32 protein-coding genes, 2 pseudogenes and 1 riboswitch are annotated in these 24256 nt (G+C 40.9%); of the genes and pseudogenes, 6 read left to right on the top strand and 28 right to left on the bottom strand.

The window, feature by feature from the left end; all coding sequences use genetic code 11:
- Positions 1 to 5: 5 nt before the first annotated feature.
- The 3 genes and pseudogenes from ACFX4H_RS16645 to ACFX4H_RS16655 all read right to left on the bottom strand — a co-directional run bounded on the left by ACFX4H_RS16645 (position 6) and on the right by ACFX4H_RS16655 (position 890).
- Positions 6 to 188 carry a hypothetical protein gene (locus ACFX4H_RS16645; protein WP_377435885.1) on the bottom strand — a complete coding sequence of 61 codons (183 nt, stop codon included), beginning with the start codon at positions 186 to 188 and terminating at the stop codon, positions 6 to 8.
- Positions 189 to 235: 47 nt separating this feature from the next.
- A pseudogene (locus tag ACFX4H_RS16650) lies at positions 236 to 347 on the bottom strand (methyl-accepting chemotaxis protein); the annotation flags it as partial.
- A gap of 90 nt (positions 348 to 437) precedes the next feature.
- Positions 438 to 890: a hypothetical protein gene (locus tag ACFX4H_RS16655; protein ID WP_241635822.1), complete on the bottom strand. Its 453-nt coding sequence runs from the start codon at positions 888 to 890 to the stop codon at positions 438 to 440.
- 325 nt (positions 891 to 1215) lie between these two features.
- On the opposite strand from ACFX4H_RS16655, the gene ACFX4H_RS16660 reads away from it, so the two are divergent.
- A complete protein-coding gene (locus tag ACFX4H_RS16660; protein WP_241635820.1) occupies positions 1216 to 1365 on the top strand; it encodes a YycC family protein in 150 nt (49 codons plus the stop codon).
- Positions 1366 to 1604: 239 nt separating this feature from the next.
- Here ACFX4H_RS16660 and ACFX4H_RS16665 read toward each other — a convergent pair whose 3' ends face one another.
- Positions 1605 to 2090 (bottom strand): NUDIX hydrolase, encoded by a 486-nt coding sequence (locus tag ACFX4H_RS16665; protein ID WP_063591295.1) that lies wholly within the window; start codon positions 2088 to 2090, stop codon positions 1605 to 1607.
- Positions 2091 to 2180: 90 nt separating this feature from the next.
- Here ACFX4H_RS16665 and ACFX4H_RS16670 point away from each other — a divergent pair, with 90 nt between their 5' ends.
- On the top strand, positions 2181 to 2477 hold the full coding sequence (locus ACFX4H_RS16670; protein ID WP_377435886.1) for a HesB/YadR/YfhF family protein: 297 nt from the start codon (positions 2181 to 2183) through the stop codon (positions 2475 to 2477).
- Positions 2478 to 2514: 37 nt separating this feature from the next.
- Here ACFX4H_RS16670 and ACFX4H_RS16675 read toward each other — a convergent pair whose 3' ends face one another.
- The 7 genes from ACFX4H_RS16675 to acnA form a co-directional block, all read right to left on the bottom strand.
- A complete protein-coding gene (locus ACFX4H_RS16675) occupies positions 2515 to 2808 on the bottom strand; it encodes a hypothetical protein (protein WP_063591296.1) in 294 nt (97 codons plus the stop codon).
- 24 nt (positions 2809 to 2832) lie between these two features.
- Positions 2833 to 3264 carry an acyl-CoA thioesterase gene (locus ACFX4H_RS16680; protein ID WP_034312417.1) on the bottom strand — a complete coding sequence of 144 codons (432 nt, stop codon included), beginning with the start codon at positions 3262 to 3264 and terminating at the stop codon, positions 2833 to 2835.
- A gap of 157 nt (positions 3265 to 3421) precedes the next feature.
- Positions 3422 to 3667 carry a small acid-soluble spore protein Tlp gene (gene tlp, locus ACFX4H_RS16685; RefSeq protein ID WP_106026503.1) on the bottom strand — a complete coding sequence of 82 codons (246 nt, stop codon included), beginning with the start codon at positions 3665 to 3667 and terminating at the stop codon, positions 3422 to 3424.
- 66 nt (positions 3668 to 3733) lie between these two features.
- Positions 3734 to 3877: an acid-soluble spore protein N gene (locus ACFX4H_RS16690; protein WP_048678620.1), complete on the bottom strand. Its 144-nt coding sequence runs from the start codon at positions 3875 to 3877 to the stop codon at positions 3734 to 3736.
- Between the two features lie 130 nt (positions 3878 to 4007).
- Positions 4008 to 4136 carry an FbpB family small basic protein gene (locus ACFX4H_RS16695; RefSeq protein WP_377435887.1) on the bottom strand — a complete coding sequence of 43 codons (129 nt, stop codon included), beginning with the start codon at positions 4134 to 4136 and terminating at the stop codon, positions 4008 to 4010.
- 366 nt (positions 4137 to 4502) lie between these two features.
- Positions 4503 to 5036: a redoxin domain-containing protein gene (locus tag ACFX4H_RS16700; RefSeq protein ID WP_053534825.1), complete on the bottom strand. Its 534-nt coding sequence runs from the start codon at positions 5034 to 5036 to the stop codon at positions 4503 to 4505.
- A 204-nt stretch (positions 5037 to 5240) separates the two neighbouring features.
- Positions 5241 to 7952 carry an aconitate hydratase AcnA gene (gene acnA / locus ACFX4H_RS16705; RefSeq protein ID WP_048678624.1) on the bottom strand — a complete coding sequence of 904 codons (2712 nt, stop codon included), beginning with the start codon at positions 7950 to 7952 and terminating at the stop codon, positions 5241 to 5243.
- A gap of 375 nt (positions 7953 to 8327) precedes the next feature.
- Here acnA and sspO point away from each other — a divergent pair, with 375 nt between their 5' ends.
- Positions 8328 to 8480: a small acid-soluble spore protein O gene (gene sspO / locus ACFX4H_RS16710; RefSeq protein ID WP_034312428.1), complete on the top strand. Its 153-nt coding sequence runs from the start codon at positions 8328 to 8330 to the stop codon at positions 8478 to 8480.
- Between the two features lie 150 nt (positions 8481 to 8630).
- Here the strand turns inward: sspO and ACFX4H_RS16715 are convergent, their stop codons facing one another.
- Positions 8631 to 8894, bottom strand: coding sequence for a hypothetical protein (locus ACFX4H_RS16715; protein ID WP_034312430.1), 264 nt, complete (start codon positions 8892 to 8894; stop codon positions 8631 to 8633).
- A gap of 116 nt (positions 8895 to 9010) precedes the next feature.
- On the opposite strand from ACFX4H_RS16715, the gene ACFX4H_RS16720 reads away from it, so the two are divergent.
- Positions 9011 to 9154 carry a small acid-soluble spore protein P gene (locus tag ACFX4H_RS16720; protein ID WP_063576391.1) on the top strand — a complete coding sequence of 48 codons (144 nt, stop codon included), beginning with the start codon at positions 9011 to 9013 and terminating at the stop codon, positions 9152 to 9154.
- 178 nt (positions 9155 to 9332) lie between these two features.
- On the opposite strand, the gene ACFX4H_RS16725 is transcribed toward ACFX4H_RS16720, so the two are convergent.
- From ACFX4H_RS16725 to tenA, 9 genes are read right to left on the bottom strand one after another with little or no spacing between them, the layout of a single operon-like run.
- On the bottom strand, positions 9333 to 10352 hold the full coding sequence (locus ACFX4H_RS16725; protein ID WP_377435888.1) for a thiazole biosynthesis adenylyltransferase ThiF: 1020 nt from the start codon (positions 10350 to 10352) through the stop codon (positions 9333 to 9335).
- Positions 10349 to 11116: a thiazole synthase gene (locus ACFX4H_RS16730; RefSeq protein ID WP_034312435.1), complete on the bottom strand. Its 768-nt coding sequence runs from the start codon at positions 11114 to 11116 to the stop codon at positions 10349 to 10351. Before ACFX4H_RS16730 ends, ACFX4H_RS16725 begins: the two co-directional genes overlap by 4 nt.
- 1 nt (position 11117) lies before the next feature.
- Complete coding sequence (gene thiS, locus ACFX4H_RS16735; protein ID WP_034312438.1) at positions 11118 to 11321, bottom strand: sulfur carrier protein ThiS; 204 nt, start codon at positions 11319 to 11321, stop codon at positions 11118 to 11120.
- A 14-nt stretch (positions 11322 to 11335) separates the two neighbouring features.
- Positions 11336 to 12460, bottom strand: a complete 1125-nt coding sequence (thiO, locus tag ACFX4H_RS16740; protein WP_328137466.1) for a glycine oxidase ThiO — start codon at positions 12458 to 12460, stop codon at positions 11336 to 11338.
- A 1-nt stretch (position 12461) separates the two neighbouring features.
- Positions 12462 to 13073, bottom strand: a complete 612-nt coding sequence (gene tenI, locus ACFX4H_RS16745; protein WP_034312441.1) for a thiazole tautomerase TenI — start codon at positions 13071 to 13073, stop codon at positions 12462 to 12464.
- A 40-nt stretch (positions 13074 to 13113) separates the two neighbouring features.
- Complete coding sequence (locus ACFX4H_RS16750; RefSeq protein ID WP_057275908.1) at positions 13114 to 13890, bottom strand: energy-coupling factor transporter transmembrane component T family protein; 777 nt, start codon at positions 13888 to 13890, stop codon at positions 13114 to 13116.
- Entirely contained in the window at positions 13891 to 15354 is a 1464-nt protein-coding gene (locus tag ACFX4H_RS16755) for an ABC transporter ATP-binding protein (RefSeq protein WP_283867714.1), read from the bottom strand. It lies immediately after the preceding gene.
- A 12-nt stretch (positions 15355 to 15366) separates the two neighbouring features.
- Positions 15367 to 15951, bottom strand: a complete 585-nt coding sequence (locus tag ACFX4H_RS16760; RefSeq protein ID WP_063591305.1) for an ECF transporter S component — start codon at positions 15949 to 15951, stop codon at positions 15367 to 15369.
- 15 nt (positions 15952 to 15966) lie between these two features.
- Positions 15967 to 16650, bottom strand: coding sequence for a thiaminase II (gene tenA, locus ACFX4H_RS16765; RefSeq protein ID WP_063592583.1), 684 nt, complete (start codon positions 16648 to 16650; stop codon positions 15967 to 15969).
- Positions 16651 to 16784: 134 nt separating this feature from the next.
- Positions 16785 to 16916: riboswitch (TPP riboswitch) on the bottom strand.
- Positions 16917 to 17202: 286 nt separating this feature from the next.
- On the opposite strand from tenA, the pseudogene ACFX4H_RS16770 reads away from it, so the two are divergent.
- Positions 17203 to 17463 (top strand): annotated as a pseudogene (locus ACFX4H_RS16770) (2-keto-4-pentenoate hydratase); the annotation flags it as partial.
- 237 nt (positions 17464 to 17700) lie between these two features.
- On the top strand, positions 17701 to 18429 hold the full coding sequence (locus tag ACFX4H_RS16775; RefSeq protein WP_241636426.1) for a protein kinase domain-containing protein: 729 nt from the start codon (positions 17701 to 17703) through the stop codon (positions 18427 to 18429).
- Here the strand turns inward: ACFX4H_RS16775 and ACFX4H_RS16780 are convergent.
- The 7 genes from ACFX4H_RS16780 to ACFX4H_RS16810 form a co-directional block, all read right to left on the bottom strand.
- Complete coding sequence (locus ACFX4H_RS16780; protein WP_153246085.1) at positions 18426 to 18593, bottom strand: hypothetical protein; 168 nt, start codon at positions 18591 to 18593, stop codon at positions 18426 to 18428. The two genes, ACFX4H_RS16775 and ACFX4H_RS16780, sit on opposite strands and share 4 nt — an antisense overlap.
- Before the next feature lie 348 nt (positions 18594 to 18941).
- Complete coding sequence (locus ACFX4H_RS16785; RefSeq protein WP_034312477.1) at positions 18942 to 19214, bottom strand: HU family DNA-binding protein; 273 nt, start codon at positions 19212 to 19214, stop codon at positions 18942 to 18944.
- A gap of 173 nt (positions 19215 to 19387) precedes the next feature.
- Positions 19388 to 20905, bottom strand: coding sequence for a cobyric acid synthase (locus tag ACFX4H_RS16790; RefSeq protein WP_377435889.1), 1518 nt, complete (start codon positions 20903 to 20905; stop codon positions 19388 to 19390).
- Positions 20906 to 20917: 12 nt separating this feature from the next.
- Positions 20918 to 21454, bottom strand: coding sequence for a cob(I)yrinic acid a,c-diamide adenosyltransferase (locus tag ACFX4H_RS16795; protein ID WP_063576399.1), 537 nt, complete (start codon positions 21452 to 21454; stop codon positions 20918 to 20920).
- A 14-nt stretch (positions 21455 to 21468) separates the two neighbouring features.
- Positions 21469 to 22032 carry a nitroreductase family protein gene (locus tag ACFX4H_RS16800; RefSeq protein ID WP_053534813.1) on the bottom strand — a complete coding sequence of 188 codons (564 nt, stop codon included), beginning with the start codon at positions 22030 to 22032 and terminating at the stop codon, positions 21469 to 21471.
- Positions 22011 to 22820 (bottom strand): uroporphyrinogen-III C-methyltransferase, encoded by an 810-nt coding sequence (gene cobA / locus ACFX4H_RS16805; RefSeq protein ID WP_377435890.1) that lies wholly within the window; start codon positions 22818 to 22820, stop codon positions 22011 to 22013. The genes ACFX4H_RS16800 and cobA overlap by 22 nt, the downstream gene beginning before the upstream one ends.
- Before the next feature lie 38 nt (positions 22821 to 22858).
- Positions 22859 to 24250, bottom strand: coding sequence for a cobyrinic acid a,c-diamide synthase CobB (locus tag ACFX4H_RS16810; protein WP_241635801.1), 1392 nt, complete (start codon positions 24248 to 24250; stop codon positions 22859 to 22861).
- Positions 24251 to 24256 lie beyond the last annotated feature (6 nt).

Here is a 24256-nt window from a genome sequence, read left to right on the forward strand (position 1 = left end):
TAGCGCTACCGATTTCCTGGATGATTGACACTAATCCCTGAATTGTCATTTCCTATTCTGCAATCCATTATATTCCCTTTGATGACTCCGATAATTTCTTTGAAGGAATTTTCCGTTAATCCAGATTCCTTCTCACCTGCTTGAATCACTTCTTTGACACTTAGGGCAGAACCAACAACATCTTTCATGTATTCATTTGATGATTGTACGATTGCATCTATTTCAGCTATCGACTTTTAGTCTGTTCAGCAAGTTTCCTGACCTCATTCGAAACAACCGCAAATCCATTACCATGTTCAGCTGCCCGCCTCGATTGCTGAGTTCAATAATAGTAAATTTGTCTGGTCGGCCATTCCCTGTACAAGCTTAACAAACTCGGTGATGCTTAAGAAATATTGGTTTAATAAAACGATCTTTTCACAACATTTTTCATGAAATTAACAAGGTTTTGTATCTTTTCCGTTAAGATCTTCTGCCCCCTCTTCAGCCATTGTTTTTGAATGAAGTTCAGTGCGCGTTGCGATCTGCATTTTGACAAATTGCCCGTTTTCTATCAATTGCTTAACAAAAGCATCCGTTTCTTCACTTAAATACAAGACTTCTTCACTAACTAACGTTTTTCTCAATCTTCCCACTGTGCTGTGCACCGTTATAATCCCTTTCAATTCAGGAACCTGCAGAATTTTGATAAAAGGCATCAACAACTTCCTCGACCTGGGGTTCGATTGCCTCTCTAAAATATTGATCAGCTTTAAATCGTATTCCGTTATATCGATGATATTAACCTGAAGTTTCACCTGTTCACTGCTTACATCCAATATGCCATCTGTTTCATTTGCTTTTTGAAACCAGTTTGCTTTTATTGGCTTCACTTTTATGAAAATCCCCATATCCCACTCCCCCTGATTTTGTAAATCACGACAAAGCTAATCCATTATATCCAACAAAAAAATGTGATTCTTTATACCTGTTTAATTGAAGGTAAGTCAGATCACCCTCAAAAAAATGATTCATTAAGACTATCTATATTTCACTCCGGACTCCACACGATTCTTTTGTAAAGGCCAAAGGACCTAGGTAATTTCTACATTAACTTCAAGTCGATAAAATCGTTTGGAATTCGTTTAGTGGAGAAAGAGTCAAGTAAGGATTGAATAATTGTTGAACAGGGGCTACACTGGAACTAGTTATTACATATCGATAGGAGAAAGTGCCATGAAACCATTGCAAATATCACCGGAAACTGCATTAAAGTTATCCAAGTCACTAAACTTGCCTTTAGAGCAAATCATGCATATGCCTACACCAGTCTTGCTGAGAAAGCTTGCCGAGGCTGAAGAAAAAGAAAAAGGCAATACAAAATAGCTGCAGGAATCTGCAGCTATTTTTGTGTGTGCTCATATGGGTACGAAACGATCTTACGGGCAATACCATTTCCGGATTTCCTTTTACAAGCCCCGACTTTATGAGGAAATAATTAGATGGATTTCGTTTTATCCTAACAATATATAATTTCAGAGTCTTGCTTAACTCATAAATATATCAGTATTCCGAATATTCCCCCGCCACTTTGTTAGATGGCTAAGGAATCAAAAAGGCGGTTTTCAATTGAAAGTCAATTCTTTTGCCATATCATTCAGAGGCTTCTTTTTGACTGATATTAATTGTTCATTTTCATAGGTGCATGCAAATTCTTGTGGTGGTTCATCCTGTAATATATCTTTCAGGTAATACTTTATGTTGGACACAACTTCACTTGCCTCCATAACCCATTGAAATGGCTTCCAGGCAAGTTCCCCTTCATCACAGGCAGATAGCCCTCCCCCTGCATCTTCAGCTCTGTAAACATACATTCCACCTGTTTCATTCCATGTCACGATTCCTCTAAAGCTCATCCCCCTAACTTTCAATCCAGTTTCTTCAAGAATTTCGCGTTCCATCGATTCATCGATGGTTTCACCTTTTTCTATTTTCCCGCCTATGCCATTCCATTTATGCCGATTGGGATCCTTTTGGCGAAATAGCATCAACACTTCGACTTCGTTGGATCTTTTTCGAGTTATGAAACAAATATTATATATAATATCCATTGTTATTTCCTTTCTTAAACGCACATTATTCGCATCTACCGCATAATTACTTTATACTTAAATAACGAACCTCTAGGAAGGAGAATGAGTATGAAACTGACCATTTCCGATCAAGCAGCTAAGTGGTATATTGATGAACTGGGGCTTCAAGAAGGCTCTCATTTGCGCTTTTATGTAAGATATGACGGGCATAGTACCGTCCAAAGCGGCTTTTCATTAGGTATCATGCAAGAAGAACCGGAAAATGCAGCGGCCGCAACGACTATGAACGAGATTAATTTTTATGTAGAAGAAAAAGATTTATGGTACTTTGATGGCCACGATTTACTTATTACTTTTAATGAAAAACTGACTGAACCAGAATTTCAATATGAAAAGAGTGCCTGACAATAAAGCAGCGGTGTAAACTGCTGTTTTTTCTTGTTCAATCGAGCAGGCGCTCTTCAATATCTTCCGCCCTAAGAATTTCCGCTTGTTTATCCCCTAAAAGATCAAAATGAGAATAGCCATCCTTCCTGTGATGAATCCACTCTTTTTTTAGCCCGTATTGCTTACCCCACTCCGCTAAACTCCTTAAATCCTTGCATCCGACTTTTGTTACCGTCTTGCAACCGGGAAATCGGTCATCCAGCCAATAATGAGTTAAAAAAGCTATTTGGCCTTGATCGATTTTCTGCTTCCAGGCTACGATGTCTACCCGTTTAATCCCAAAAGCCATTTTTGATCACCTCAATAATTGTAATTAAACCAATTCATCCTGCTTTTTATTTTTCTCATAGGCCTCATGCCATTCAGGGTACATGCGTTTAATGGATATTGGGCGGAAGCTCTCCTTTTTAACGCAAACGTGGGAAGAATGACCTGTAGCCGCCACTTCATTTTTCCCATTAACGATCTCATACCCATAAACGACGCGTAAACCGTCATATTTTTCAATCCAGGTTTTAATTTTCACCTTATCACCATATCTAACAGGGGTTTTATACGAAGCTTGAATATCCATAACAGGTGAGAGGATGCCATCCGCTTCCATATCAGCATAATAAAACCCTAAATCATTTATCAATTTTGTCCTGCCTAGTTCCATCCAAATTAAATAATTCGCATGGTAAACAACACCCATTTGATCGGTCTCTGCATACCGCACTTCAATTTCGTTTTCTGCTATGAACATTTTGTTTCCCCACTTTCATTTCTCTGGCAATAAACATTTTACCATAACAATTGTGCAAATTTCATTTAAGCTGTCTTTATAGACTGTGTTCCTTCATTGAACCTAAAATGAAAGGGGAGAAAGATTTCTCATCTCTTTCTCCCCTTTACCTAGTTGTTTACATATTATCGTTACTATAACCGCTTTCCCGTGCTTCCTGCTCATCTTGCATTTCTTCCTTCATTCCATCAATGCTCTTTCTTCTTCGTTCATTTTTATCCTGAATTGCCTGCTTTTCTTCCCCTGAAGAAAATGATAACGTTTCATTTGCAGCGATTATGTTTTCTTCCGTATTTTCTATTGCATCTTGAATTTTTTCAACATTATCCAAACGATTATCCGGATTGTGCTTATTTGTGCCCATTATTTTCACCTCATGTTATTTATTTACATAATATTATTACGATTACTTTATAACCTTGTCCCTTGATTACTCGCCTTTAGTTTGAATGACCTGAGCATGTTTGCCTGATTTGTCCTGCATTTTCTTACCGTTATTCCCGCCCGCTGCTATTGGCTGTGTTCCTTGATGGCTCGGTCTAAAGTGTTTGGAATCTTTTTTTGGATTACCCATTCTATCGCCTCCTTCTCTTATCATGGATAAAAAAGAGGAAATTCATGAATGCCAGTTTTTGAAATAGTTATGAAAAAAGAGCCAGCACCTTGAATGGACCTTCATGGCACTGACTCTTTTTAAGCAAAGACTATTCAGCCTTTTGCATATGTTTTTTTTCAAGACGTTCTTCAAGTCTTTCCATTTGTTTAACGTCCATCAATATTTCCCTTTTATTTTCTTTAATTAATTCTTCAAATGTCCTTTTTCTTTTTTTCATGCTTTTCACCTACTTATTTTTAATATACAATTCAGCATTGCCAAATTAACGTAAAATTATGACTATATGGTTTCCATCCCTTTAATTGTCATAATTATCAGATTTTTAACCTGATAAAAATTCCATATCTCCGCTCTCTATACTTTAACCCTTTTTTCATAAACTTTAACTATTATTTTTTAAATTTTTTGATTTTTCTATTAAAATTTGACAACTTTGTTAACATACAATAAAAACGGAACCTCATAAGGTTCCGTCTTGTAATAAAAAACGTTCCTTTTTTTCAGAAATCGTCTGTCGCCTAGTAACATGCCGGGTTTTGGGCAGAAGTGTGTCGCAAATCACTTCAAACTTCATAAGATTACCCTACTGCATACTATTTATATTTCGTTCCATATCTTTTAATGTCATGGCCGAAATTACCTTATTCCTGATAATGCCTTTTTTGTCGATGAAGTAAGTTGTCGGTATGCTAAGAATTTTGTAGCGCTCATTCACTGGATTTTTTGCACTTTGACTATCCAGCGGTATGGTAAAAGTAATTCCATTATCCTCCACAAATGCTTGTACATCATTTTCAGGGTCAATATTGACTGCAAGTACGACGACATCATCACCCGCTTGTTGTGTGTATTTCTCCATATCCGGCATTTCCTTCTTGCAAGGCGGGCACCACGTTGCCCAAAAATTGAGCATTACCTTTTTGCCCTCATAATCCGATAATTCAACTTGTTTACCATCCAAAGTTTTCAGGGAGAAGTTCGGTGCTTTAGCTCCAATTTTCAATCCGCCCAAAGCATCTTTTTCGTCATTTCCCTTCGATTCATTATCCATCGCCTGCACGATCGCTACAGTAATAAGTGATAGTAAGGCCACCGAAGCAATAATTTTTTTAAGCATACTCGTCCTCCTAGTCCCATTACAATAAAAATATTAGTCCATTTCCAGAATTAGAACAACTTCCCTATTCCATCTTAACAATAAAAGGGTATGCGGAAAAGTGCAATTCCTATAAATCATATCATGATATCTCATTGTTTCATAAACCTGACACAAAAAAAGCGGTAAACCTATAATAGGTTTACCGCTTCCTAAAAGCTGAAATTAGCCTTTTAATTTATTACGTAATACCATTTGAAGGATACCACCGTGACGGTAGTAGTCGATTTCGATTTCGGAATCGAAACGAACAAGTACATCAAATTCTTTTACGTTTCCAGCTTCATCAGTAGCTGTAACTTTTACGATATCACGCGGTTTAACCGTTTCGTCGATTTTAACTGCGATGGCTTCTTTACCAGTCAATCCAAGCGTTTCAGCGTTTTCGCCTTCTTTGAATTGAAGTGGAAGAACACCCATTAATGCAAGGTTAGAACGGTGAATACGTTCAAAGCTTTCAGCGATGACTGTTTTGATGCCAAGAAGGTTAGTACCTTTCGCAGCCCAGTCACGAGAGCTTCCCATACCATAGTCTTTACCAGCGATTACTGCAAGACCTGTTCCATCAGCTTTGTATTTCATACAAGCATCATAGATAGCCATTACATCGCCTGTTGGCCAGTAAGTAGTGTAACCACCTTCTGTACCTGGAGCAACTTGGTTACGGATACGGATGTTTGCGAATGTTCCTCGCATCATCGCTTCATGGTTACCACGACGAGAACCGTAAGAGTTAAAGTCACGCGGTTTCACACCGTTTTCACGAAGATAGATACCAGCTGGTGTATCTTTACCGATTGCACCTGCAGGGGAAATGTGGTCAGTTGTTACTGAGTCACCGAATTTACCAACTACACGCAAGCCGGAAAGTGGGTTAACTGAACCCGGTTCTGGTGATAATCCTTCAAAGAATGGAGGATTTTGAATGTAAGTCGATTTAGAATCGAATGCATAAATCGCTTCGTTGCTTGTTTGGATTTCATTCCAACGTTTGTTATCGTTGAATACTGTTTCGTATTCTTTACGGAATAATTCCGGTGTAACTGTCGCTTTAACAGCAGCGTTAACTTCTTCTTGTGATGGCCAGATATCAGCAAGATATACATCGTTACCATCTTTGTCTTTACCAAGAGAATCATTGTTAAGATCGAAGTCCACAGTTCCAGCAAGGGCATAAGCTACAACCAAAGTAGGTGAAGCAAGATAGTTTGCTTTCACTAGTGGGTGAATACGACCTTCAAAGTTACGGTTACCAGAAAGTACTGAAGTTACTAGTAGATCAGCTTCAGCAACAGCTGCTTCGATTTCGTCAGCCAATGGACCTGAGTTACCGATACATGTTGTACAGCCGTAACCAACTACGTTGAATCCTAATTGATCAAGGTATGGTTGAAGGCCTGCATCACGAAGGTAACCAGTAACAACTTTAGAACCTGGTGCCAATGATGTTTTTACATAATCCGGAACAGTCAAGCCTTTTTCAACTGCTTTTTTAGCAATAAGACCCGCCCCAAGCATTACGTACGGGTTAGAAGTGTTCGTACAGCTCGTGATTGCTGCAATTGCAATCGCACCTGTTTTCATTACCGTTTCTTTGCCATCGGCAAATTTAACAGTTACTTCTTTATCCAATTCAGAATTATCCATGCCAAAACCTTGGTTGCCCATAGGTGCATTGATCGCGTCATGGAAAGATTTTTTCATTTGAGAAAGTGGAATCAAATCTTGCGGGCGTTTAGGGCCTGAAAGGTTTGGTTCAATTGCTGAAAGGTCGATTTCCACAACATCATTGTATGCTGGATCTTCGTTTTCAGGAGAGTAGAACAAACCATTTTCTTTGCAGTATGATTCAACCACTTTAATTTGTTTTTCATCACGGCCTGTTAAGCGCATGTAATCGATCGCTTCTGCATCAACAGGGAAGAAACCAACTGTAGCACCGTATTCAGGAGCCATGTTAGCGATTGTTGCACGGTCAGCAAGTGGAAGGTATCCTACTCCTGGGCCGTAGAACTCAACGAATTTACCAACTACGCCGTGTGCACGAAGAACTTGCGTTACTTTCAATGCAAGGTCAGTAGCTGTTGTACCTTTAGGAAGTTGGCCAGTCAGTTTAACACCAACGACTTTTGGAACTGGGAAGTAAGAAGGCTGTCCAAGCATGCCTGCTTCTGCTTCGATACCGCCGACACCCCAACCAAGAACACCAATACCGTTGATCATTGTAGTATGTGAATCTGTACCAAAAACAGAATCAGGGAATACTTCGAAGTCACCGTTTGGAGTTTCAACAGCATGAACCACGTTCGCAAGGTACTCTAGGTTAACTTGGTGAACGATACCAGTTGCCGGTGGAACTGCACGATAGTTGTTGAATGATTTTTGAGCCCAGCTAAGGAACTGGTAACGCTCTGCATTACGTTCGAATTCAAGATCCATATTGGCATCTAGGGAATCCATTGTACCTGCTTTATCAACTTGTACAGAGTGGTCAATTACAAGGTCAACCGGGATTTCCGGGTTGATTTTGTCAGGATCTCCACCAAGTGCCGCGAAAGCATTACGTAAAGAAGCTAAATCAACAACAACTGGAACACCAGTGAAATCTTGTAGGATTACACGTGAAGGCTTGAACGGAACATCTATATCTTGTTGCTCGCTTGTTCCCCATTTAGCAAGGTTCGCAACGTGTTCTTTTGTGATTACTCTTCCGTCTACTTGGCGAAGGACCGCTTCAAGTAATACTTTAATGGAATATGGAAGGCGTGATACTTGGCCATCCCCTGCTTTTTCAATAGCGTCTAGGCTGTAGTAGTTGTAGCGTTGCCCATCAATTTCAAAGGACTTACGCGCTTGGTATACGTCATTTTTCGTCATGAATATTACCCCCTATTAAACTGTCAGAACGTATTCTGCACATGAAAGTAAAACCTGGTTCACTGAAACCATGTTTACTATAAATATAAGTAAAAAAGTTAGTTTGTCGAATTTTCTCTCTCTTCTCCCACCCTAACTCTTCCTTCAACTTAATACTAATATAGAAATGAGTATAAGTAAATAACAAGAAAGTTATTGTTTTTGATAAGTTTCTCTTATCGAAAAAAATCCCCCACATATTAAAGTGCATTTAAGAAGCTGCATTTTCTTGAAAATACCCCAATTTGCGGCCTGATAAATTATTCCAGCAAAACATATTGACACTTCATACATAATCATTCGACATTATCGCATTCTATGGGTGGAGGTGTCGAAATGACAAAACAAAAGGCAAATCATGTTATACCAGGTATGAATGCAGCAAAAGCGCAAGGTAATGGGGCCGGATACAATGATGAACTGGGAAATGAACCGCCATTATCGGAAATGCAAAGGCAGAACAATAAAAAAAGAAAGAAAAACCAATGATTCCCATTATTTCTAGGCTTTAAATAGGATAGGCTTTTTGAAATGGCAGATGTCCTGCATTTTTCAAAAAGCCTATTCCTTTCTAAAATCGATTAACGCACAAGTAAAACGCGCAAAACTTACGAGTAAAGCGCTCATGACACCTGTAACTCAATAGTCCTCAGAATTGACCTCATTGACGATTGCCTGGATATCCTGTTCGAATTTTTTCAATTGTTCTTTCTGATGTTCGGAAGCGGTGACTAAAGCAGATTGTATTTGTTGATAGGCCTCGTTCACTTCCTGCTTCACATGTTTCAATTCCGTTCCGTAATTCGGTGCGTTTTTCTCAATGGATGAGTATACATCAAATACTTGTTGATAACTTTGCTGGGCTTCTTGAAAAGACCTTCGCTTATCTTGTTTATCCTGCATTTGGATTCAGCTCCTTAAATATGGTGTCCATCCATAGCATGTACGAGGTTTGCAAATATATGTATGTGAATAAAATTTCACGGACTGATTATCTTAAGAGATAGGAGGGATCGAACATGAACAAAAACGATGGTAAAGATATGCGAAAAAATGCTCCTAAAGGAAATAACCCAGGTCAACCAGCACCATTAAGCGGTTCTCATAAGGTGAAAAACAGGCAGCACTCCCGTCAGAAGCATAATAGCAGTCATGATATGTAAGCTGTTCAAATAATCGTTCCATAACAAAGCGGTGCCGCCCCAAAAAGGCAGACACCGCTTTCGTTTTTATATTGTTGAAGCAAATAAGTCACATTGGAAAATGTTCGATACCTTCCTATTATAAGGGCATCTTTTTTTTGGCGTTTAAACGCGAATTGCAAGTCGGTGCCATTCCACTTCAGCCAAAATAACGATGATATAACGTTTTTGCTTCTGCAATATCTTTTGTTCCATGAATCAACGCCCGCCCGTCTTTAAAAACGACCAACCGATGGGTTCCGATGGTAAATGAAAGTAAATAAGGATTCCTGTCGATCTTACCACCTTGTGCGATAAGATTATTTTCAAGTTCCACTAAGTCTCTTTCAACCTTCATTGCCGGCCGGATTTGGACAGAATCCCTTCCGCATAAAACGGCGGTCTTTGTTCGATTTGAATAAGAAAGGTGGGGATACGTTCGATTTGGCCCACATGACAAACAAGTATCCTTTTTTAATTTCGCTACATTTATAGATGAATGTTCATTTTTCCAAAGATCAAATGAAACGATTTTGTTTCTCAGCGATTCGTGATCTTCGACAAGGATTTTTAAAGCTTCCGCCATTTGATGGGCAACGACCGTTTGAACGGCAGGGCTGATGATTCCCGCCGTATCACAAGTCAGTCCTCCAATCGGTACCGTTTCCAGCAAACAATTCAAACACGGAGTCTCCTCTGGGATCACCGTGTAACTTATCCCATAACTCCCTACACAGGCACCGTAAATCCAGGGGATTTTATATTTTTGTGCAGTATCGTTAATAAGCATCCTTGTATCGAAATTATCAGTGGCATCCAATATCAAATCCACGCCTTCAATAAGCTTCGCCAATTCATCAACCGAAACATCCGCCACATGTGATTTTACGATTGCATCCGAATTTAGCGCATTCAGGCGATTCTTCGCTGCCACTGCTTTCGGTATTCTTTTTTGTGCATCCTCTTCACAATAAAGCTGTTGTCTTTGAAGGTTGCTCCACTCTACATAATCCCTGTCAACAATCGTGAGTTTCCCAATTCCGGCTCGTACAAGGCCTTCCGCAGATCCCGTACCGAGAGCACCCGCTCCAATCACCAAAACGTGTTTTTTGCGAATTTTCATTTGCCCTTCTTCCCCAATAGGACCAAAAAGTTCTTGACGTGAATAACGCTCATTCATCCAATGCTCAATCCTTCAACTGGGCTGCTTGCAATCGCGTAATCATTTTTTTCGATTCTTCCTGCTTCATACCCCAATCGCCCTGCCTCAATGGCAAGTTTCATTGCTCTCGCCATTTTGACTGGATCTTTCGCCCCGGAAACAGCAGTGTTAAGTAATACGCCATCCGCCCCTAATTCCATGGCGATTGCTGCATCAGAGGGTGTTCCGATCCCTGCATCAACAATTACCGGCACCTCTGATTGTTCCATGATGAACCGTAAGTTCAGTGGGTTTATAATGCCTTGACCAGAGCCAATTGGTGAAGCTCCGGGCATGATTGCATGGCACCCCACTTCTTCCAGGCGTTTAGCGAGCAAGACATCATCCGAAGTATAAGGTAATACGGTGAATCCCAGTTTCACTAATTCTTCAGCAGCTTTCAATGTTTCAATCGGGTCAGGCAGCAGTGTTTTTTGACAGCCAATGACTTCAACCTTAATCATGTCACACAAGCCAGATGCTTTTGCAAGCTGGGCAATGCGCACTGCTTCTTTGGCTGTTTTAGCTCCTGCCGTATTGGGAAGGAGTGTGTATTTCTTCAAATCAAGCTTTTCCAAAAAATTGGGCTGACTGGCTTCAAAAATGTTCATTCTCCGGACCGCGAACGTTAATATTTCCGTCTCCGAAACCTCCACAGATTGTTTTTGAACATCGAAATTCGGATATTTCCCAGTACCTAATAATAATCTTGAAGAAAATTCATATGAACCAATCTTTAACATTTCATCCGCCTCCTACAAAATGTACAATCTCTACCTTGTCTCCATTTGACAAAAGTGTTTCACTTAGACTTTCTTTTGCTAATATTTCATCATTCAATTCAACGATCACTACTTTTTGATGTAGATTAAAGTGTTGTAAAAGCCCTGTAACTGTTGATTCTTCAGCAGGAATCCGTATTTTTTCCCCGTTAATAATCAATTCCAATTCATCCACCTCCATCATGAAAAAAGGGGCTGTATCGAACGGTCCAATCGAAAAGGGGACCATTCGGGATTTGCCTTCCTTTCCAAAATATCCGCTATAAGTACACCTGTAATTGGAGAAAGCAAGATGCCATTCCTATAGTGCCCCGTTGCAATGAAAAGTCCTTTGCATGCCGGATGTTCACCAAAGTACGGTAAGCCGTCCCCAGTTTGGGGGCGTATACCTGCCCATGTCTTTTCCAATTCGGTTCCTTTAATCGCCGGAAGCAATTGTGTTGCTCTTTCTATTAACGTAGAAATCCCCTCAAGACTTACCTTTTGATCGAAAGTGTTCGCTTTAACCGTTGCCCCGACAATGATTCTTCCGCCAACTTTGGGCACAAGATAGCAGCCATGTGAGAAAATTGTCTTTTCAAGCAATGGACGATCGGTCAGGACGGAAAAGCACTCTCCCTTTACTGGATAACTGTCGAGTATGATCCCTGATTTTTCTAGGAGGAAAGCACTCCAAGCGCCACCTGCCACGATGACATTTTCACTTGAAAATCTACCTATGTCCGTGACAACTCCCGTTACACATCCGTTTTCCGTAACCAAATCGGAGACATGAACAAATTCCTTTATATCCACACCAAGGGCAGCTGCAGATTCAGTAAAAGCGAGCGACAGTCTCGTGGCTGAAACTTGTCCATCATTCGGAATGAACATGGCTCCTTTAATCTCATCCGATAAAAGCGGTTCCGTTTTCCTTATTTCGGCAGTCGATAGCCATTCAGCCTCAAATCCGGCATTTTGCTGGACTCTGATCATGTTCTTCAACTCGGCTACTTGATCACTCGATAGCGCCACCTTAAACATGCCCTTGTTCACTAATTCGATGTCTATTCCACTTATGTCTTTTAATTCTTCCGCCAGTGCAGGAAACATCGCCCTGCTTCGACTTGCCAATGTAAAAAGGGGATTATCAGGATCTAACTCGGATTGTGCTCCTAACATCCCAGCTGCAGCACTGGATGCTTTACTGGCAAGTCTGTCTTTTTCCAATAAAAGAACCTTTTTTCCTCGCTTGGCTAATTGAAAGGCAATGGATCCACCTATTACTCCTCCCCCAACAATGATTGCATCATATATGGAATTCATATTATGTCTCCTTTCCCAAAGACTTCGCATATTCTTTAACGGCTTCAATCGGATTTTCAGCTTCAAGCACACCTGACATGACCGCAATTCCGTGTGCCCCCGCATCCAGCACGTCTTGGCAATTGAAAGGAGTTATTCCTCCTATCGCAATTATCGGAAGATCGACATTTCTTGTGATTGCATGAAGCTCCTCAACTCCCCTAGGAGGAAGGCCAATTTTTGAAGCCGTTTCAAAAACATGTCCATAAATCGCGTAATCGGCCCCTTTGCTGAATGCGGCTTTCGCTTCATCCATGGAATGGATCGAACAGCCAACATTCATCCCTGGAAAAGCTCCTTTTACGACTTCTGCATCTAAACTATGAAAAGCCAATTGCACACCAAATACTTTGTGTACCCAGGCTACATCCACCCGGTCATTAATGATGATCTTAGAAAGCGGAATCTTATTATCATGTAATAGCCTCACTGCTCGATAGAGTTCCGAAGCACTCCTATGCTTTTCCCTTAGATAAAAGAAATCAACATGTTCCTGAATGTTTGAAGCGATTTCCACAAACTTTTCAATTGGCTGTTTCCCAGTGGAAATTATATGCAATTCATGTGCATTCATACTAGAACCCCCAACTAGTAAAGTTACAATCTCATAAAAATCAAATAGATACTAACGGGAATTGAATCGATAGGTAAAAGCCGGCCAACAGCAGGATGATAAAATACAGAATGAAACCATGGTCCATTTTTGAAAAACCAAATTCATAATAGTATGTTCGATCCCGAGTGTCTGTAAATCGCTTTGCCTCCATCGCCACCGCGATTCGGTGAGCACGTCTGATGCTTCCGGATAACAATGGGATGGAATAGGCTTTCATTTTAAAATAGACCGACCTTATCCCTTTTCCTCTTTCGAAACCGCGTACCTTCATCGCGTTTCGTATCGTTTGGAACTCCTCCATCATGATGGGAATCAGCCTTAATGCCGCCATGAAACTATAGGCATATTTCGGTTTAAGCTTAACTTGCTGCATTAACGAATAAAACAAGTTCACTGGTCTCGTCGTTAAGGAAAAAGTTAAACCAAGCGCCGCAAAGAATAAAGCTCGAAAGCCTACCAGTAATCCCCTCATGAAACTTTCTTCCGTAATCGATATGAGGCCCCACTCAAACCAAAGCGTCTCACCTTGCCCGAATAATATCATTGCAGAAGAGGTGGATATAAAAATGAAACAAAAGGGAATCGACAAAAGCAGGATGCGTTTTATCGAATGCCCGGTAAAAAACAAAAATAATATCAATACTCCAATGGTGATGTTCATCATATAATTCAGGTCATGAATGAATAACGCCACGATGCATAATACAATCAGTACACCAAGTTTAAGGCTTGGATTAATTCCATGGAGCCATGTTTCTGCGTTTGAAACATTCATCTACATGACACTCCTTTTAACTTTGGTCTCGACAAATCCGGCTTGCGCGATGTTTTTATCACTTATTACGTTTCCGCCCTTAACCGTCCAGATCCTGGTTGCAAAGTTTTTTGAAATATGTTCGTCATGAGTTACCATGATCACGGTTATTCCGCGCCTTCGATATTCCTCGAACCATTCCAATAATGCAAAGGTATTTTTCGAATCTTGGCCAAATGTCGGCTCATCCAGGAGAATTATTTTTTTGTCGATTACGATTGATGCTGCTACGCTTAAGCGACGCTTTTGACCCATTGATAATTGAAACGGATGTTTATCCCGATGTGCCTCAAGGCGGAACACTTTAAGCAATGAGCGGACTCTCTCATCTATTTCTTGTTGCGGCCTTTTATCAATACGCAATGAATAAGCAATCTCTTCATATACAGTATTTGCAACGAACTGAAACTCGGGATTTTGAAAGACAAACGTCATATGATCCGTTGGATTTTTCACCATTTTAATGGGGTTCCCCAATAATTCATACGTACCTTTCGTTTTTATGAACTGCATCAATGCATGCAAAAGTGTACTCTTGCCCGCGCCATTTTCTCCCCTGATCACAATCCATTCTCCTGAATGGACCTTCAGCTCTTCAACCTTGATTTTTTCCTCTTTATTCCGAAAACCGCTAAATCCTTGCACATCCAAAAGGGGTAAACAATCTGTAAATTGGTGTTCCCTAGTGGGTGCATACTTCTGTATATATTCATCCCAAACACCAGGGAACCAAATTCCATGTTCTCTCATTTCATTTTTATATAGGGAAAGAATGGTGTCTCTTGGACCATCAGCTATGATTTGACCGTCATCGTTTAAAAGCACGATTCGTTCGATGAATTCTAAAACATGGTCAATTTTATGTTCGACGATAATAACCGTTTTGTCTTTTCCGACTTCCTTCAACAAGTCCCAGATTTCTTTCGTTCCTTCCGGATCAAGCATGGCCGTCGGTTCATCTAAAAATAGCACTTCTGGTTCAAGGGCCAATACTGAAGCGATTGCCAGACGCTGTTTCATCCCGCCTGATAATGTTTCTATACTTGTATGCCCTAGGTTCAATCCTACATTACGGATTTGATTTTCAATTTTCTCTTTCATTTCTTCTTTAGGGACGGAAAGATTCTCAAGGACAAAGGCAATTTCCTCATCGGCAAATGGCATGCAAAACTGGCTATCAGGGTCTTGAAAAACATACCCCCATGAAGAAGGGCATTTCAATTTTTCCGCTTTCATCGGTACTTCGATGGAATTCGGAATCAATCCGCTTAACACTTGCAACAGAGTGGACTTACCACATCCTGATGGTCCCAACAATAGCACTTTTTCTCCTTGATCAAACGTTAATGATAGGTCCTTGAATATCAAAGATTCATCACCGGGATATTTCATTCTTAACTTTTCAACAGAAACGATTGGTTCCATGGCCCTCAACCTCTACTTTTGATCCAGTTCTGCATAATCTTTATTGGAAACCGGACGCACAAGATTTGTTACTCCTGTTGCTTCCAGGACTTTAACTAGATAATAAGCGGTCACACCTGCAAAGAATATGGAACCCACAAACCTCGTTATCATGAATAACGATAGATTCCAAGTTGAAAGCGCACCTATTTCCCCGTATGCAAAATCCATGATAACTGATGCCAGGCAGGAAGCTATCGCAGCTAAAACGGCCACCTGCATATTGAATTTTTTATATTTAAAAGTCATGAACACCAGTTCCGCGAACAAACCTTGGACCACCCCATATAACAGTACGGTCAGCCCCCATGGTGAACCAAGGAAGAACTCCCCGGAAGCTGCAGCTATCTCCGCCAAAAGTGCCACACCCGGTTTCCGTAAAATTAAGAAGGCGACGGGGCCAGCTATAAACCACATTCCATAAATAAGTTGATCCAGATGTAATCCTAACGGTTTAACGGAATAATAAATCGAACCCCAAAGGATATAAACGATTCCAAATGCTACCGCAATCACGATCGTGACCAATATGTCCGTTAATTTCAATCCTTTTTTCATTATTTCATTCTCCTTTTATACTTCTAATGTTTCCTTATGAACGGGCCATGTCTCTAAACGATAAGCCATTTCCCAAAATGAGTATTCATATTGGCTGCTGAGAATAAAATGCTCTTTCATTCTCGCCTTATCTTCTTCAGTTACTTTTTCAGCAATCTCATCCAGCCTCGCAATTTGTTCTTCCACCAAAGTGCGGAACCACTCTCCTCCGTAAGCCGCTATCCACTCTTGATAAATCGGCTCTTCGGGCATGCACTCTTGCAGCTTTTCACCTATCTCATAATACAGCCAGTAACACGGCAAGATAGCTGCAATAACATCTCCTAAATGTCCCGAATAAGCCGCACGATACATATGGGAAGTATAAGCATAGGCAGTCGGGGCAGGCTTGAAATTTTCCCGTTCTTCTTTTGTGATCCCTAATCTCTCGGAAAAATTCTCATGAAGCTTCAACTCCGCTTCATATGTTCCTTGTGCATGGCCGGCAAGCCTGCTTGTTGTATGTAAATCTGTAGCTTTGACTGCCCCTAAGGCTTGAACTCTAGCAAAATGAGATAAATAATAGGCATCTTGCATGACATAGAAACGGAAACACTCCAATGGCAATGTGCCATCTCCTATTCCTGCAACGAACGGATGATTAAAACTAGCTTCCCAAATGTGATCAACTTCCTTACGGATTTCCTCTGAAAACTTCATGTCCATTACCTCCAAATTGTATTTTTTCAATGAACGTTTCGGAAAAAACACTTATCACCCCTTTTTTTGCAAACAAAAAACCACTTTCTTAAACGTAAAGAAAGTGGTTGTACTTGAAATAATACAGAAATGTATAGTTCCAGACCCCACTTCCCTACGCTGGTATAAACCAGATCAGGTTCTAAGGGTCTTAAAGTCATACTTCAATCTCAGCTTTTGTGGGTAAAAAATCAACTTTTACCTATAAAGCACCCCTAGTGGTACAAATTGTATATTAAATTCATTTGCCTTTATATTAACACGATAAATCCAATTGTCAAACGTATTAGAAAAGTTTTCTTGATTTAGGGTTACTAAACTTTCAATCTTCCATATCCTCATTTCCCGTAGCCTTCAAAGAATTTGATCAAAGAGAGCTCAGTTAGTAGTTTACTCGTGAGTTTTACCGGTTTACTCGTGAATTCTGCTGTTTTACTCGTGAGTTTTACCGGTTTACTCGTGAATTTTGCCGGTTTACTCGTGAATTCAGCTGGTTTACTCGTGAATTCAGCTGTATCAGGTAAGAAGATAGGCTTGACTTCAAAGGCTATGCAGGAGGTTCTGGGAGTGGATGAACCGGATTATGGACATTTACTTGATACGATGAATATAGAAAATGACGGCTGCATTTCGAGTTTACGGTTAATCCAGCCAAAAGTGGAGGCAGAAGTAGCTTTCATATTAAGGAAAGATTTACATGTCCCCAATATTACGGTTGATGATGTAATCGAGGCCACTGATTATGTGGTTGCTTCGATCGAAGTGGTTGATAGCGAATAATTTATTTTTAATTGTGAACTATCAAAAGATCTCCCCGAAGAAATGACTTTCATTACCGCATTATCAAAATCAGTGTTAAACTATCCATGTTCATTCATATTTCCAGCTTAATTAATAACGGCCTTTTTTTGTTCTTGACTTGAATAGATGAAAGTGGTGAGGAAAGTTTCAATTTTGCGTTCCTTTAGAAAGTTCTACCAGTTAATTGTGGATATTCCTTTAAAAAAGAGTGTGGTTTTGAATTACCGCTACGAGGTAAAAGCTGTAATCGGAACAGGAAGCTACGGTATTGTTTATCGTTGCAATGATTTGAAAAAGAATGAAAATATAGTGATCAAACAGCTCCGGAAAAGTAAACGCCGCAGCAAAAAAGAGCTGAAACAGTTTGAAAATGAAATTTCCATATTACGAATGTTAAACCACAGAAATATCCCTAAATTTCACGAGAAATTTTCGCAGGATGGAAATGTTTATTTTGTGATGGATTTCATAGAAGGGAATAATTTAGAAGACCATATTTTCTCGAATCAATTAACGTTCAATGAGAAAGAGTCTCTATATTTTCTATATAAGCTGGTCGATTTAGTATGTTATCTACATGAGCATGACATTTTCCATCAAGATTTACGTATACCGAATATTTTACTTAAGAACCATCAGCCCATTTTGATAGACTTTGGTTTGTCCAAGATAATAAATTCGGACAACCTCGCTAAAGAATCCATTTTGCAGCTGAAAAGGCAGGATTTCTACGACTTGGGGGAAATACTTCTATATGTACTTTATACGACGTACGCTTCCAAAAGTAAAAAAGCACTTCCTTGGACAGAAGAGCTTTCTTTAGAAAAAGAAACTGTGCATATACTGAAAAGGTTATTAAGCATCCAAGAACCTTATTCAGATATTAAAGATATCTCAATGGACCTGCAGGCTGTATTGAAGTCAAAGAATTGGAATTAGCTGCTGCTGCCCCGCCCTTTTCTCTTGTAGCGGTCACTTCCACTCATGGGATACCTTTTGTACCCCCGGCTGCTGCTGCTGCTGCCTCGGCGATAATGCCCATGTCTTCGCTCACTGCTGCCTTGGGAAAGCTGTTTGATTTTTTTCATTATTTTCTTCAACATTTCTTTCACCTCTTTTATTTTGGTTTTAAAGCCTGTTATTCATTTAGCCTAACATAGTCACAGTATAAACCTTATTAATAAGTACTATAATTTTTTTTCATTTGTGTTACAGTCCATTACTGCTGCATGGATTCAGCTTTTTTCATTGTTGGTCATGGGAACGCCCTAATCCCTTCCATTTATGAAACGCCAAATGGCTCTTACAACATACGAGTAGAGACAAAGTCGATTTATTATCTTTTCCATTTCTGAGTTACATTCGGTATATATTATCTGTTTTTCGAATCAGTCAGTAAACAAAAAACCTGGCGCATATTTCATCGCCAGGTTTTTTTCTTCGTTCACCTTTTATTTTACAGCTTCTTTTAATTCCTTACCTGCTTTAAAAGCAGGTACTTTACTAGCTGCAATTTGTATTTCTTCGCCAGTTTGCGGGTTTCTTCCTGTACGGGCAGCACGGTCACGCACTTCAAATGTACCAAAACCAACTAGTTGGATTTTTTCATCTTTAGCAAGTGTAGCCGTGATTGTTTCAAACAATGCATCCACTACTTTTTTTGCTTCGTCTTTTGTCAGTTCAGCTTGTGCTGCAACACTGCTCACTAATTCTGTTTTATTCATATGAACACCTCATCCTTTTATTTTGCATAAAATATGTAGAGAAGACAACATAACATATCTTGTATGCCTCTGTCACTTATTATGGCTAAATAAAAGGAATTGCAGCTCAAAATTGATCTTTCTTGCAGATAAAAGGGACTTGATCAACATACTAGGCACGATCTGACTCTTGTTCAACTTTCTGCAGTTTCGAGCTGCAACCATTGATAGATAGTATCCATATCAATATTTTCTTCCAGATGGGAAGCCAAGAGGTTATACGCTTCCTCCCTGCGCTCCGAGTCGCTTTGAACGTTTTCCTTCACTTCATCCAACCCCTTGTTCCGTCGAATTTGGTTAACCAGTAATCTAGTGAACAAGCGATTATGGAATATTCCATGGAGATATGTTCCCATAACTTGGTTGTCATTGGAAATGGCCCCATCCTCTCTTCCATCCTTCAATAATAGAAAGGGCCTTACTTGTGACTTCAATGTCGTTCTGCCTAAATGTATTTCGAAACCGTTAAGATTCATTTGACTTTCCATTATCCCAGCAGAAAGGACACCTTCCATTTGTACCGTCTTCTTTTCTGCTTGAAAGACGGTTTCCACCGGAAGAAGCGAAAGCCCTTCTGCGTTCTCACCATCACCCTCGATAGCATCAGGATCGAAAAGTTCAGTCCCTAGCATTTGAAAACCGCCGCATATGCCGAAGATTTTCGTTCCTTGTTTCCGCCGTTCATCGATGGCCCGATCAAATCCCATACGTTTCAACCACTCTAAGTCTTCCATCGTGTTTTTTGTACCCGGCAAAATTAGCAGATCGGGATTACCTAACTCATGGACACTGCCAACAAGTCGGACACCTACTCCGGGTTCATCGAAAAAAGGATCCACATCTGTAAAATTGGAGATCCGCGGAAATCTCAGGACGGCTACATCGATCGGAAACTCAGCCTTTTTAGGTTTTTTAAAACGTAAGGAAGAGAGGGCAAGTGAATCTTCCGCTTCAATATTCACGTCTAGATAAGGCAGCACCCCGAGGACCGGAATCCCGGTTTCCTTTTCCACCCATTCAATGCCATCGTCCAACAATTCACGCATGCCACGAAATTTATTGATGATGATCCCCTTTACACTATCTCGTTCTTCTTGATCCAATAAGGCAAGTGTCCCGATAATGGACGCAAATACTCCACCACGATCAATATCGGCCACTAAAATGACAGCCGCATCCGTGAGTTTAGCCATTCGCATATTTGCAATATCCCGGTCCTTAAGGTTAATTTCAGCAGGACTTCCTGCCCCTTCGAGTACTATGATGTCATATTCATCTTGTAGTTTTTCCACCGATTTACGGATGATGGGCATGGCTTCCTGGACAAATTGGGACCGATAGCTTTTTGCATTCATATCAAGAAAATGTTTTCCGTGAACGATCACTTCCGAAACCATATCCTGCTTTGGTTTCAGTAAAATCGGATTCATATCAGTCGTTGCCGTTATCCGTGCCGCTTCCGCCTGCACTCCCTGAGCCCGTCCGATTTCACCGCCATCCAAGGTTACATAAGAATTCAATGCCATGTTTTGTGATTTGAAAGGGACGACACGTAATCCTTTATTGGAAAATACCCGGCAAAACGCCGTACAAATCAAACTTTTCCCTACATCGGATGACGTCCCTTGTATCATGATGGATCGTGCCTTCATTACGCTCACCCCCTAAAACTCTAACCCTTTTACAGCACCGATACCCTCGTCATAATAATGCTTGGTCGCCTCAATCGATGAAACCAAATCCGCCATTTCCATAAGCTCTGGCTTGGCGTCCCTGCCGGTAATGACTATATGCATATGGGCGGGACGATTTCGTATTGCATCGATGACTTCAGCCAATGGCAAGACATCATCAATCGGGAATTTGGAAATGGCTAAAGCATTGTTCAGCTCATCCAAAACAAGTAAATCAATGCCCGGATCAGCAAGGGCCAGTTTCGCCTTTTCCCAAGCTAACGCCAATGCATTGCGATGCTCTTCCGGGGTTTTGGTCCATGTGAAACCAATACCTAGCTGTTCCATTTTAACTCCTAATTTTCCCAATGCCAATGCTTCCCCATATGTACGCTCTGGAGATTTTATGAACTGAAGGTATTTGACATTCATTCCTCTGCCGATTGCCCTTAAAGTCACCCCTAATGAGGCAGTCGTCTTCCCTTTCCCGTTTCCCGTATAAATAAGCATTAATCCTCTGCGTGCCACTCACTCACCTACCCTCATAGCCAAACTGTTTTTTCTATGTATGAAGTCCTTTTAGTAGCAGGAACCGGTTGATCTCCTTTAGGGTATCCGACAAAAATGGTGCCGATCACTTTTTTGTTATCCGGTGAACCGATAAATTCGTGCAGGCGTTCATCCCTGACAAGACCCACTCCTCTAGTGCGCCACACGAATCCAAGACCTAGCTCTTTTGCGGCAAGCCACATCGAATGGACAGCGCAACAAGACGCGAATACATTGTCTTCGGATGAATCTGGATCATCCGGCAAAATATCAGAAGTCACGACAATGATGAGCGGTGTCGTCTTAACAACTTCCAGTGAACTTTCAATCAATTTTGGTTTGGTAGGGAAGCGCTCATGCAGATACCTTTCTGCCAATCTTTCATACCGGTGCTTCGCTTCTCCCTTGATTACATAAAAACTCCAAGGTTCACGCAATCGGTCGTTAGGGGCATAAGTAGCCGCTTCCAATAACTGCCTGATTTTTTGATCTTCCACTTCTTTTTCTTCGTAATTCCTTATCGCCCGGCGTTCCTTCAATTCTTGAATGATGGACATTCCAATTCATTCCCTTCCATATTGGACTTTGATTCAATCACTCTTTCAAACCATTGGATTTTTTCTCTTAATTGGACGACATCCCCTACTAGAAAGATTGACGGATTTTGAATTTCTTCTTTTACAGCCTTCGAAGAAATCGAACTCAAAGTACCGGTGATTGTCCTTTGTTTATCTGTCGTGCCCCATTCGATGACGGCCACTGGCGTTTTACCATCCCTGCCATGCTCCATCAATTTTTCACAGATGAACGGCATATTACCAATTCCCATATAAAAGGCAATGGTATCGATGCCTTGAGCCAACGCCTGCCAATTCAGGTTATCCTGCCCCTTGTAATCACGGCCATGGCCTGTCACAATGGCATAACTTGAGGCATGTTCACGGTGGGTTACCGGGATGCCCGCATAAGCCGGTGCTGCGATTCCTGCTGTGATTCCTGGGACGATATCATATTCAATCCCGTTAGCAGCCAGTATCTCCGCTTCCTCACCGCCACGCCCGAAGACAAATGGATCTCCACCCTTCAGACGGGTGACGTTTTTCCCCTGTAAGGCTTTCTCCACTAAAAGTTCATGTATTTCATTTTGAATGAGATGATGTTTCCCTGGTGATTTCCCGCAATACACCAGTTCTGCATCTTCTTTTGCATAGTTTAATAGTTCTGGATTGACAAGCCTGTCATATGCAATGACATCCGCCTTTTGAATACATTCCAGTCCATATACCGTAATCAATTTCGGATCTCCGGGACCCGCACCGACCAGATGAACTTTTCCCGGTTTCATGCTCGCGCCTCCTCTTAAGCTTCAAAAAATACCTTTTACTAGTTGATAGTTTCATGGGCAGATCTGTTTTTTTGTTTTAAGCAAGCATCGATCCAGTTCTTTGCAAGTGTTGGATTGGAAGCAAAATGAAAGTGGGTATACCCAGCAACAAGGTTGTCCAATACACACCCCTCTTGTTTCGAACCGAATCTGCCTTTGGCTTCATAAGCATGTGTAAGATCAGCATCCGCTTCAAATGTCGAGTAGTGGAATTCATGACCTTTTGCCTGCTCCATTTCGTTGATCAAAAAATTGCCTGGAGTTCCTGTTATTTCACGATACCCAAGTGCTGCAAGCTTTTTCTGCATTTTAATCCTGCCCGGTATCATTCCGGCCATCTGATGCGTTTCTCCGGAAGTCGTTTCAATCGATTTGCTCAAAAACATGAAACCGCCACATTCCGCAAGAGTCGGCATCCCCTTTTCTATGGTGCTTCTGATGGATTTGATAGCATCCACGTTACCGGAAAGTTCAGCTGCAAATTCCTCAGGAAACCCCCCTCCAAGGTATAAACCATCAGCATCCAATGGTACTTCATCCCCGTTTAATGGAGAAAAATACTTGATGTTCGCCCCATATGCTTCAAGCAGCTCAAGGTTTTCCTGATAATAAAAATTGAAGGCTGCATCTTTTGCGACGGCAATGCACACTTCACTTTCATTTTTGGGTTGAAAAATATTTGAGTTTCCACTGGTAACGGGATTTGTCTTGGACAAACGGTACAACTGATCGATATCAATCGTTTCCATGACCAATTGTGCAAGCTTATCGAAAAACGGATTTAGTTCCCCGCGTTCAATCGCAGGAATTAAACCTAAATGACGGCTTGGAATATCAATATCCAATTCCCGCTTCATATATCCCAGCACCGGTACATCGCATTCTTGCTCAATTGCTGATTTGACGATTTTGTAATGGCCTACACTTCCCACTTGATTGGCAATGACCCCAATGATGTTAGGACCCGTCGAAAAGTCCTGAAATCCCTTTACGATGGCAGCTGCACTCCGAGCCATGCTGGCACAATTGACTACCAACAGGACAGGGCTTTGCGTGATGATGCTGATTTCGGCCGTCGATCCTGTATTGGCTAACGGACTTTTGCCATCGAAGAAGCCCATGACCCCTTCGATGATCGATATATCAGCTCCGGTACCTGCTTTGTTAAGAATTTCCCGGACAGTGTCATGTTCGAACATCCAACTGTCAAGATTGCGTGAAAACCTTCCTGTAACTGCAGTATGATAAGTAGGATCAATATAGTCAGGACCACATTTGAACCCTTGAACGGTATAGCCTTTCTTCTGGAGGGCTGCCATGATTCCGATGGTCAATGTCGTTTTTCCGACCCCGCTTCCGGTACCCGCAATTACCAGTCTTCTATCATTCATATTTCT

It is taken from the genome of Peribacillus sp. YIM B13477 (genome assembly GCF_042787955.1).
GTDB lineage: Bacteria > Bacillota > Bacilli > Bacillales > DSM-1321 > Peribacillus > Peribacillus frigoritolerans.

Coding starts and splice junctions, on each gene's coding strand:
- ACFX4H_RS16645 (WP_377435885.1), bottom strand. CDS start 188: ATGAAAGATGTTGTTGGTTCTGCCCTAAGTGTCAAAGAAGTGATTCAA.
- ACFX4H_RS16655 (WP_241635822.1), bottom strand. CDS start 890: ATGGGGATTTTCATAAAAGTGAAGCCAATAAAAGCAAACTGGTTTCAA.
- ACFX4H_RS16660 (WP_241635820.1), top strand. CDS start 1,216: ATGAAACCATTGCAAATATCACCGGAAACTGCATTAAAGTTATCCAAG.
- ACFX4H_RS16665 (WP_063591295.1), bottom strand. CDS start 2,090: ATGGATATTATATATAATATTTGTTTCATAACTCGAAAAAGATCCAAC.
- ACFX4H_RS16670 (WP_377435886.1), top strand. CDS start 2,181: ATGAAACTGACCATTTCCGATCAAGCAGCTAAGTGGTATATTGATGAA.
- ACFX4H_RS16675 (WP_063591296.1), bottom strand. CDS start 2,808: ATGGCTTTTGGGATTAAACGGGTAGACATCGTAGCCTGGAAGCAGAAA.
- ACFX4H_RS16680 (WP_034312417.1), bottom strand. CDS start 3,264: ATGTTCATAGCAGAAAACGAAATTGAAGTGCGGTATGCAGAGACCGAT.
- tlp (WP_106026503.1), bottom strand. CDS start 3,667: ATGGGCACAAATAAGCACAATCCGGATAATCGTTTGGATAATGTTGAA.
- ACFX4H_RS16690 (WP_048678620.1), bottom strand. CDS start 3,877: ATGGGTAATCCAAAAAAAGATTCCAAACACTTTAGACCGAGCCATCAA.
- ACFX4H_RS16695 (WP_377435887.1), bottom strand. CDS start 4,136: ATGAAAAAAAGAAAAAGGACATTTGAAGAATTAATTAAAGAAAATAAA.
- ACFX4H_RS16700 (WP_053534825.1), bottom strand. CDS start 5,036: ATGCTTAAAAAAATTATTGCTTCGGTGGCCTTACTATCACTTATTACT.
- acnA (WP_048678624.1), bottom strand. CDS start 7,952: ATGACGAAAAATGACGTATACCAAGCGCGTAAGTCCTTTGAAATTGAT.
- sspO (WP_034312428.1), top strand. CDS start 8,328: ATGACAAAACAAAAGGCAAATCATGTTATACCAGGTATGAATGCAGCA.
- ACFX4H_RS16715 (WP_034312430.1), bottom strand. CDS start 8,894: ATGCAGGATAAACAAGATAAGCGAAGGTCTTTTCAAGAAGCCCAGCAA.
- ACFX4H_RS16720 (WP_063576391.1), top strand. CDS start 9,011: ATGAACAAAAACGATGGTAAAGATATGCGAAAAAATGCTCCTAAAGGA.
- ACFX4H_RS16725 (WP_377435888.1), bottom strand. CDS start 10,352: ATGAATGAGCGTTATTCACGTCAAGAACTTTTTGGTCCTATTGGGGAA.
- ACFX4H_RS16730 (WP_034312435.1), bottom strand. CDS start 11,116: ATGTTAAAGATTGGTTCATATGAATTTTCTTCAAGATTATTATTAGGT.
- thiO (WP_328137466.1), bottom strand. CDS start 12,460: ATGAATTCCATATATGATGCAATCATTGTTGGGGGAGGAGTAATAGGT.
- tenI (WP_034312441.1), bottom strand. CDS start 13,073: ATGAATGCACATGAATTGCATATAATTTCCACTGGGAAACAGCCAATT.
- ACFX4H_RS16750 (WP_057275908.1), bottom strand. CDS start 13,890: ATGAATGTTTCAAACGCAGAAACATGGCTCCATGGAATTAATCCAAGC.
- ACFX4H_RS16755 (WP_283867714.1), bottom strand. CDS start 15,354: ATGGAACCAATCGTTTCTGTTGAAAAGTTAAGAATGAAATATCCCGGT.
- ACFX4H_RS16760 (WP_063591305.1), bottom strand. CDS start 15,951: ATGAAAAAAGGATTGAAATTAACGGACATATTGGTCACGATCGTGATT.
- tenA (WP_063592583.1), bottom strand. CDS start 16,650: ATGAAGTTTTCAGAGGAAATCCGTAAGGAAGTTGATCACATTTGGGAA.
- ACFX4H_RS16780 (WP_153246085.1), bottom strand. CDS start 18,593: ATGTTGAAGAAAATAATGAAAAAAATCAAACAGCTTTCCCAAGGCAGC.
- ACFX4H_RS16785 (WP_034312477.1), bottom strand. CDS start 19,214: ATGAATAAAACAGAATTAGTGAGCAGTGTTGCAGCACAAGCTGAACTG.
- ACFX4H_RS16790 (WP_377435889.1), bottom strand. CDS start 20,905: ATGAAGGCACGATCCATCATGATACAAGGGACGTCATCCGATGTAGGG.
- ACFX4H_RS16800 (WP_053534813.1), bottom strand. CDS start 22,032: ATGTCCATCATTCAAGAATTGAAGGAACGCCGGGCGATAAGGAATTAC.
- cobA (WP_377435890.1), bottom strand. CDS start 22,820: ATGAAACCGGGAAAAGTTCATCTGGTCGGTGCGGGTCCCGGAGATCCG.
- ACFX4H_RS16810 (WP_241635801.1), bottom strand. CDS start 24,250: ATGAATGATAGAAGACTGGTAATTGCGGGTACCGGAAGCGGGGTCGGA.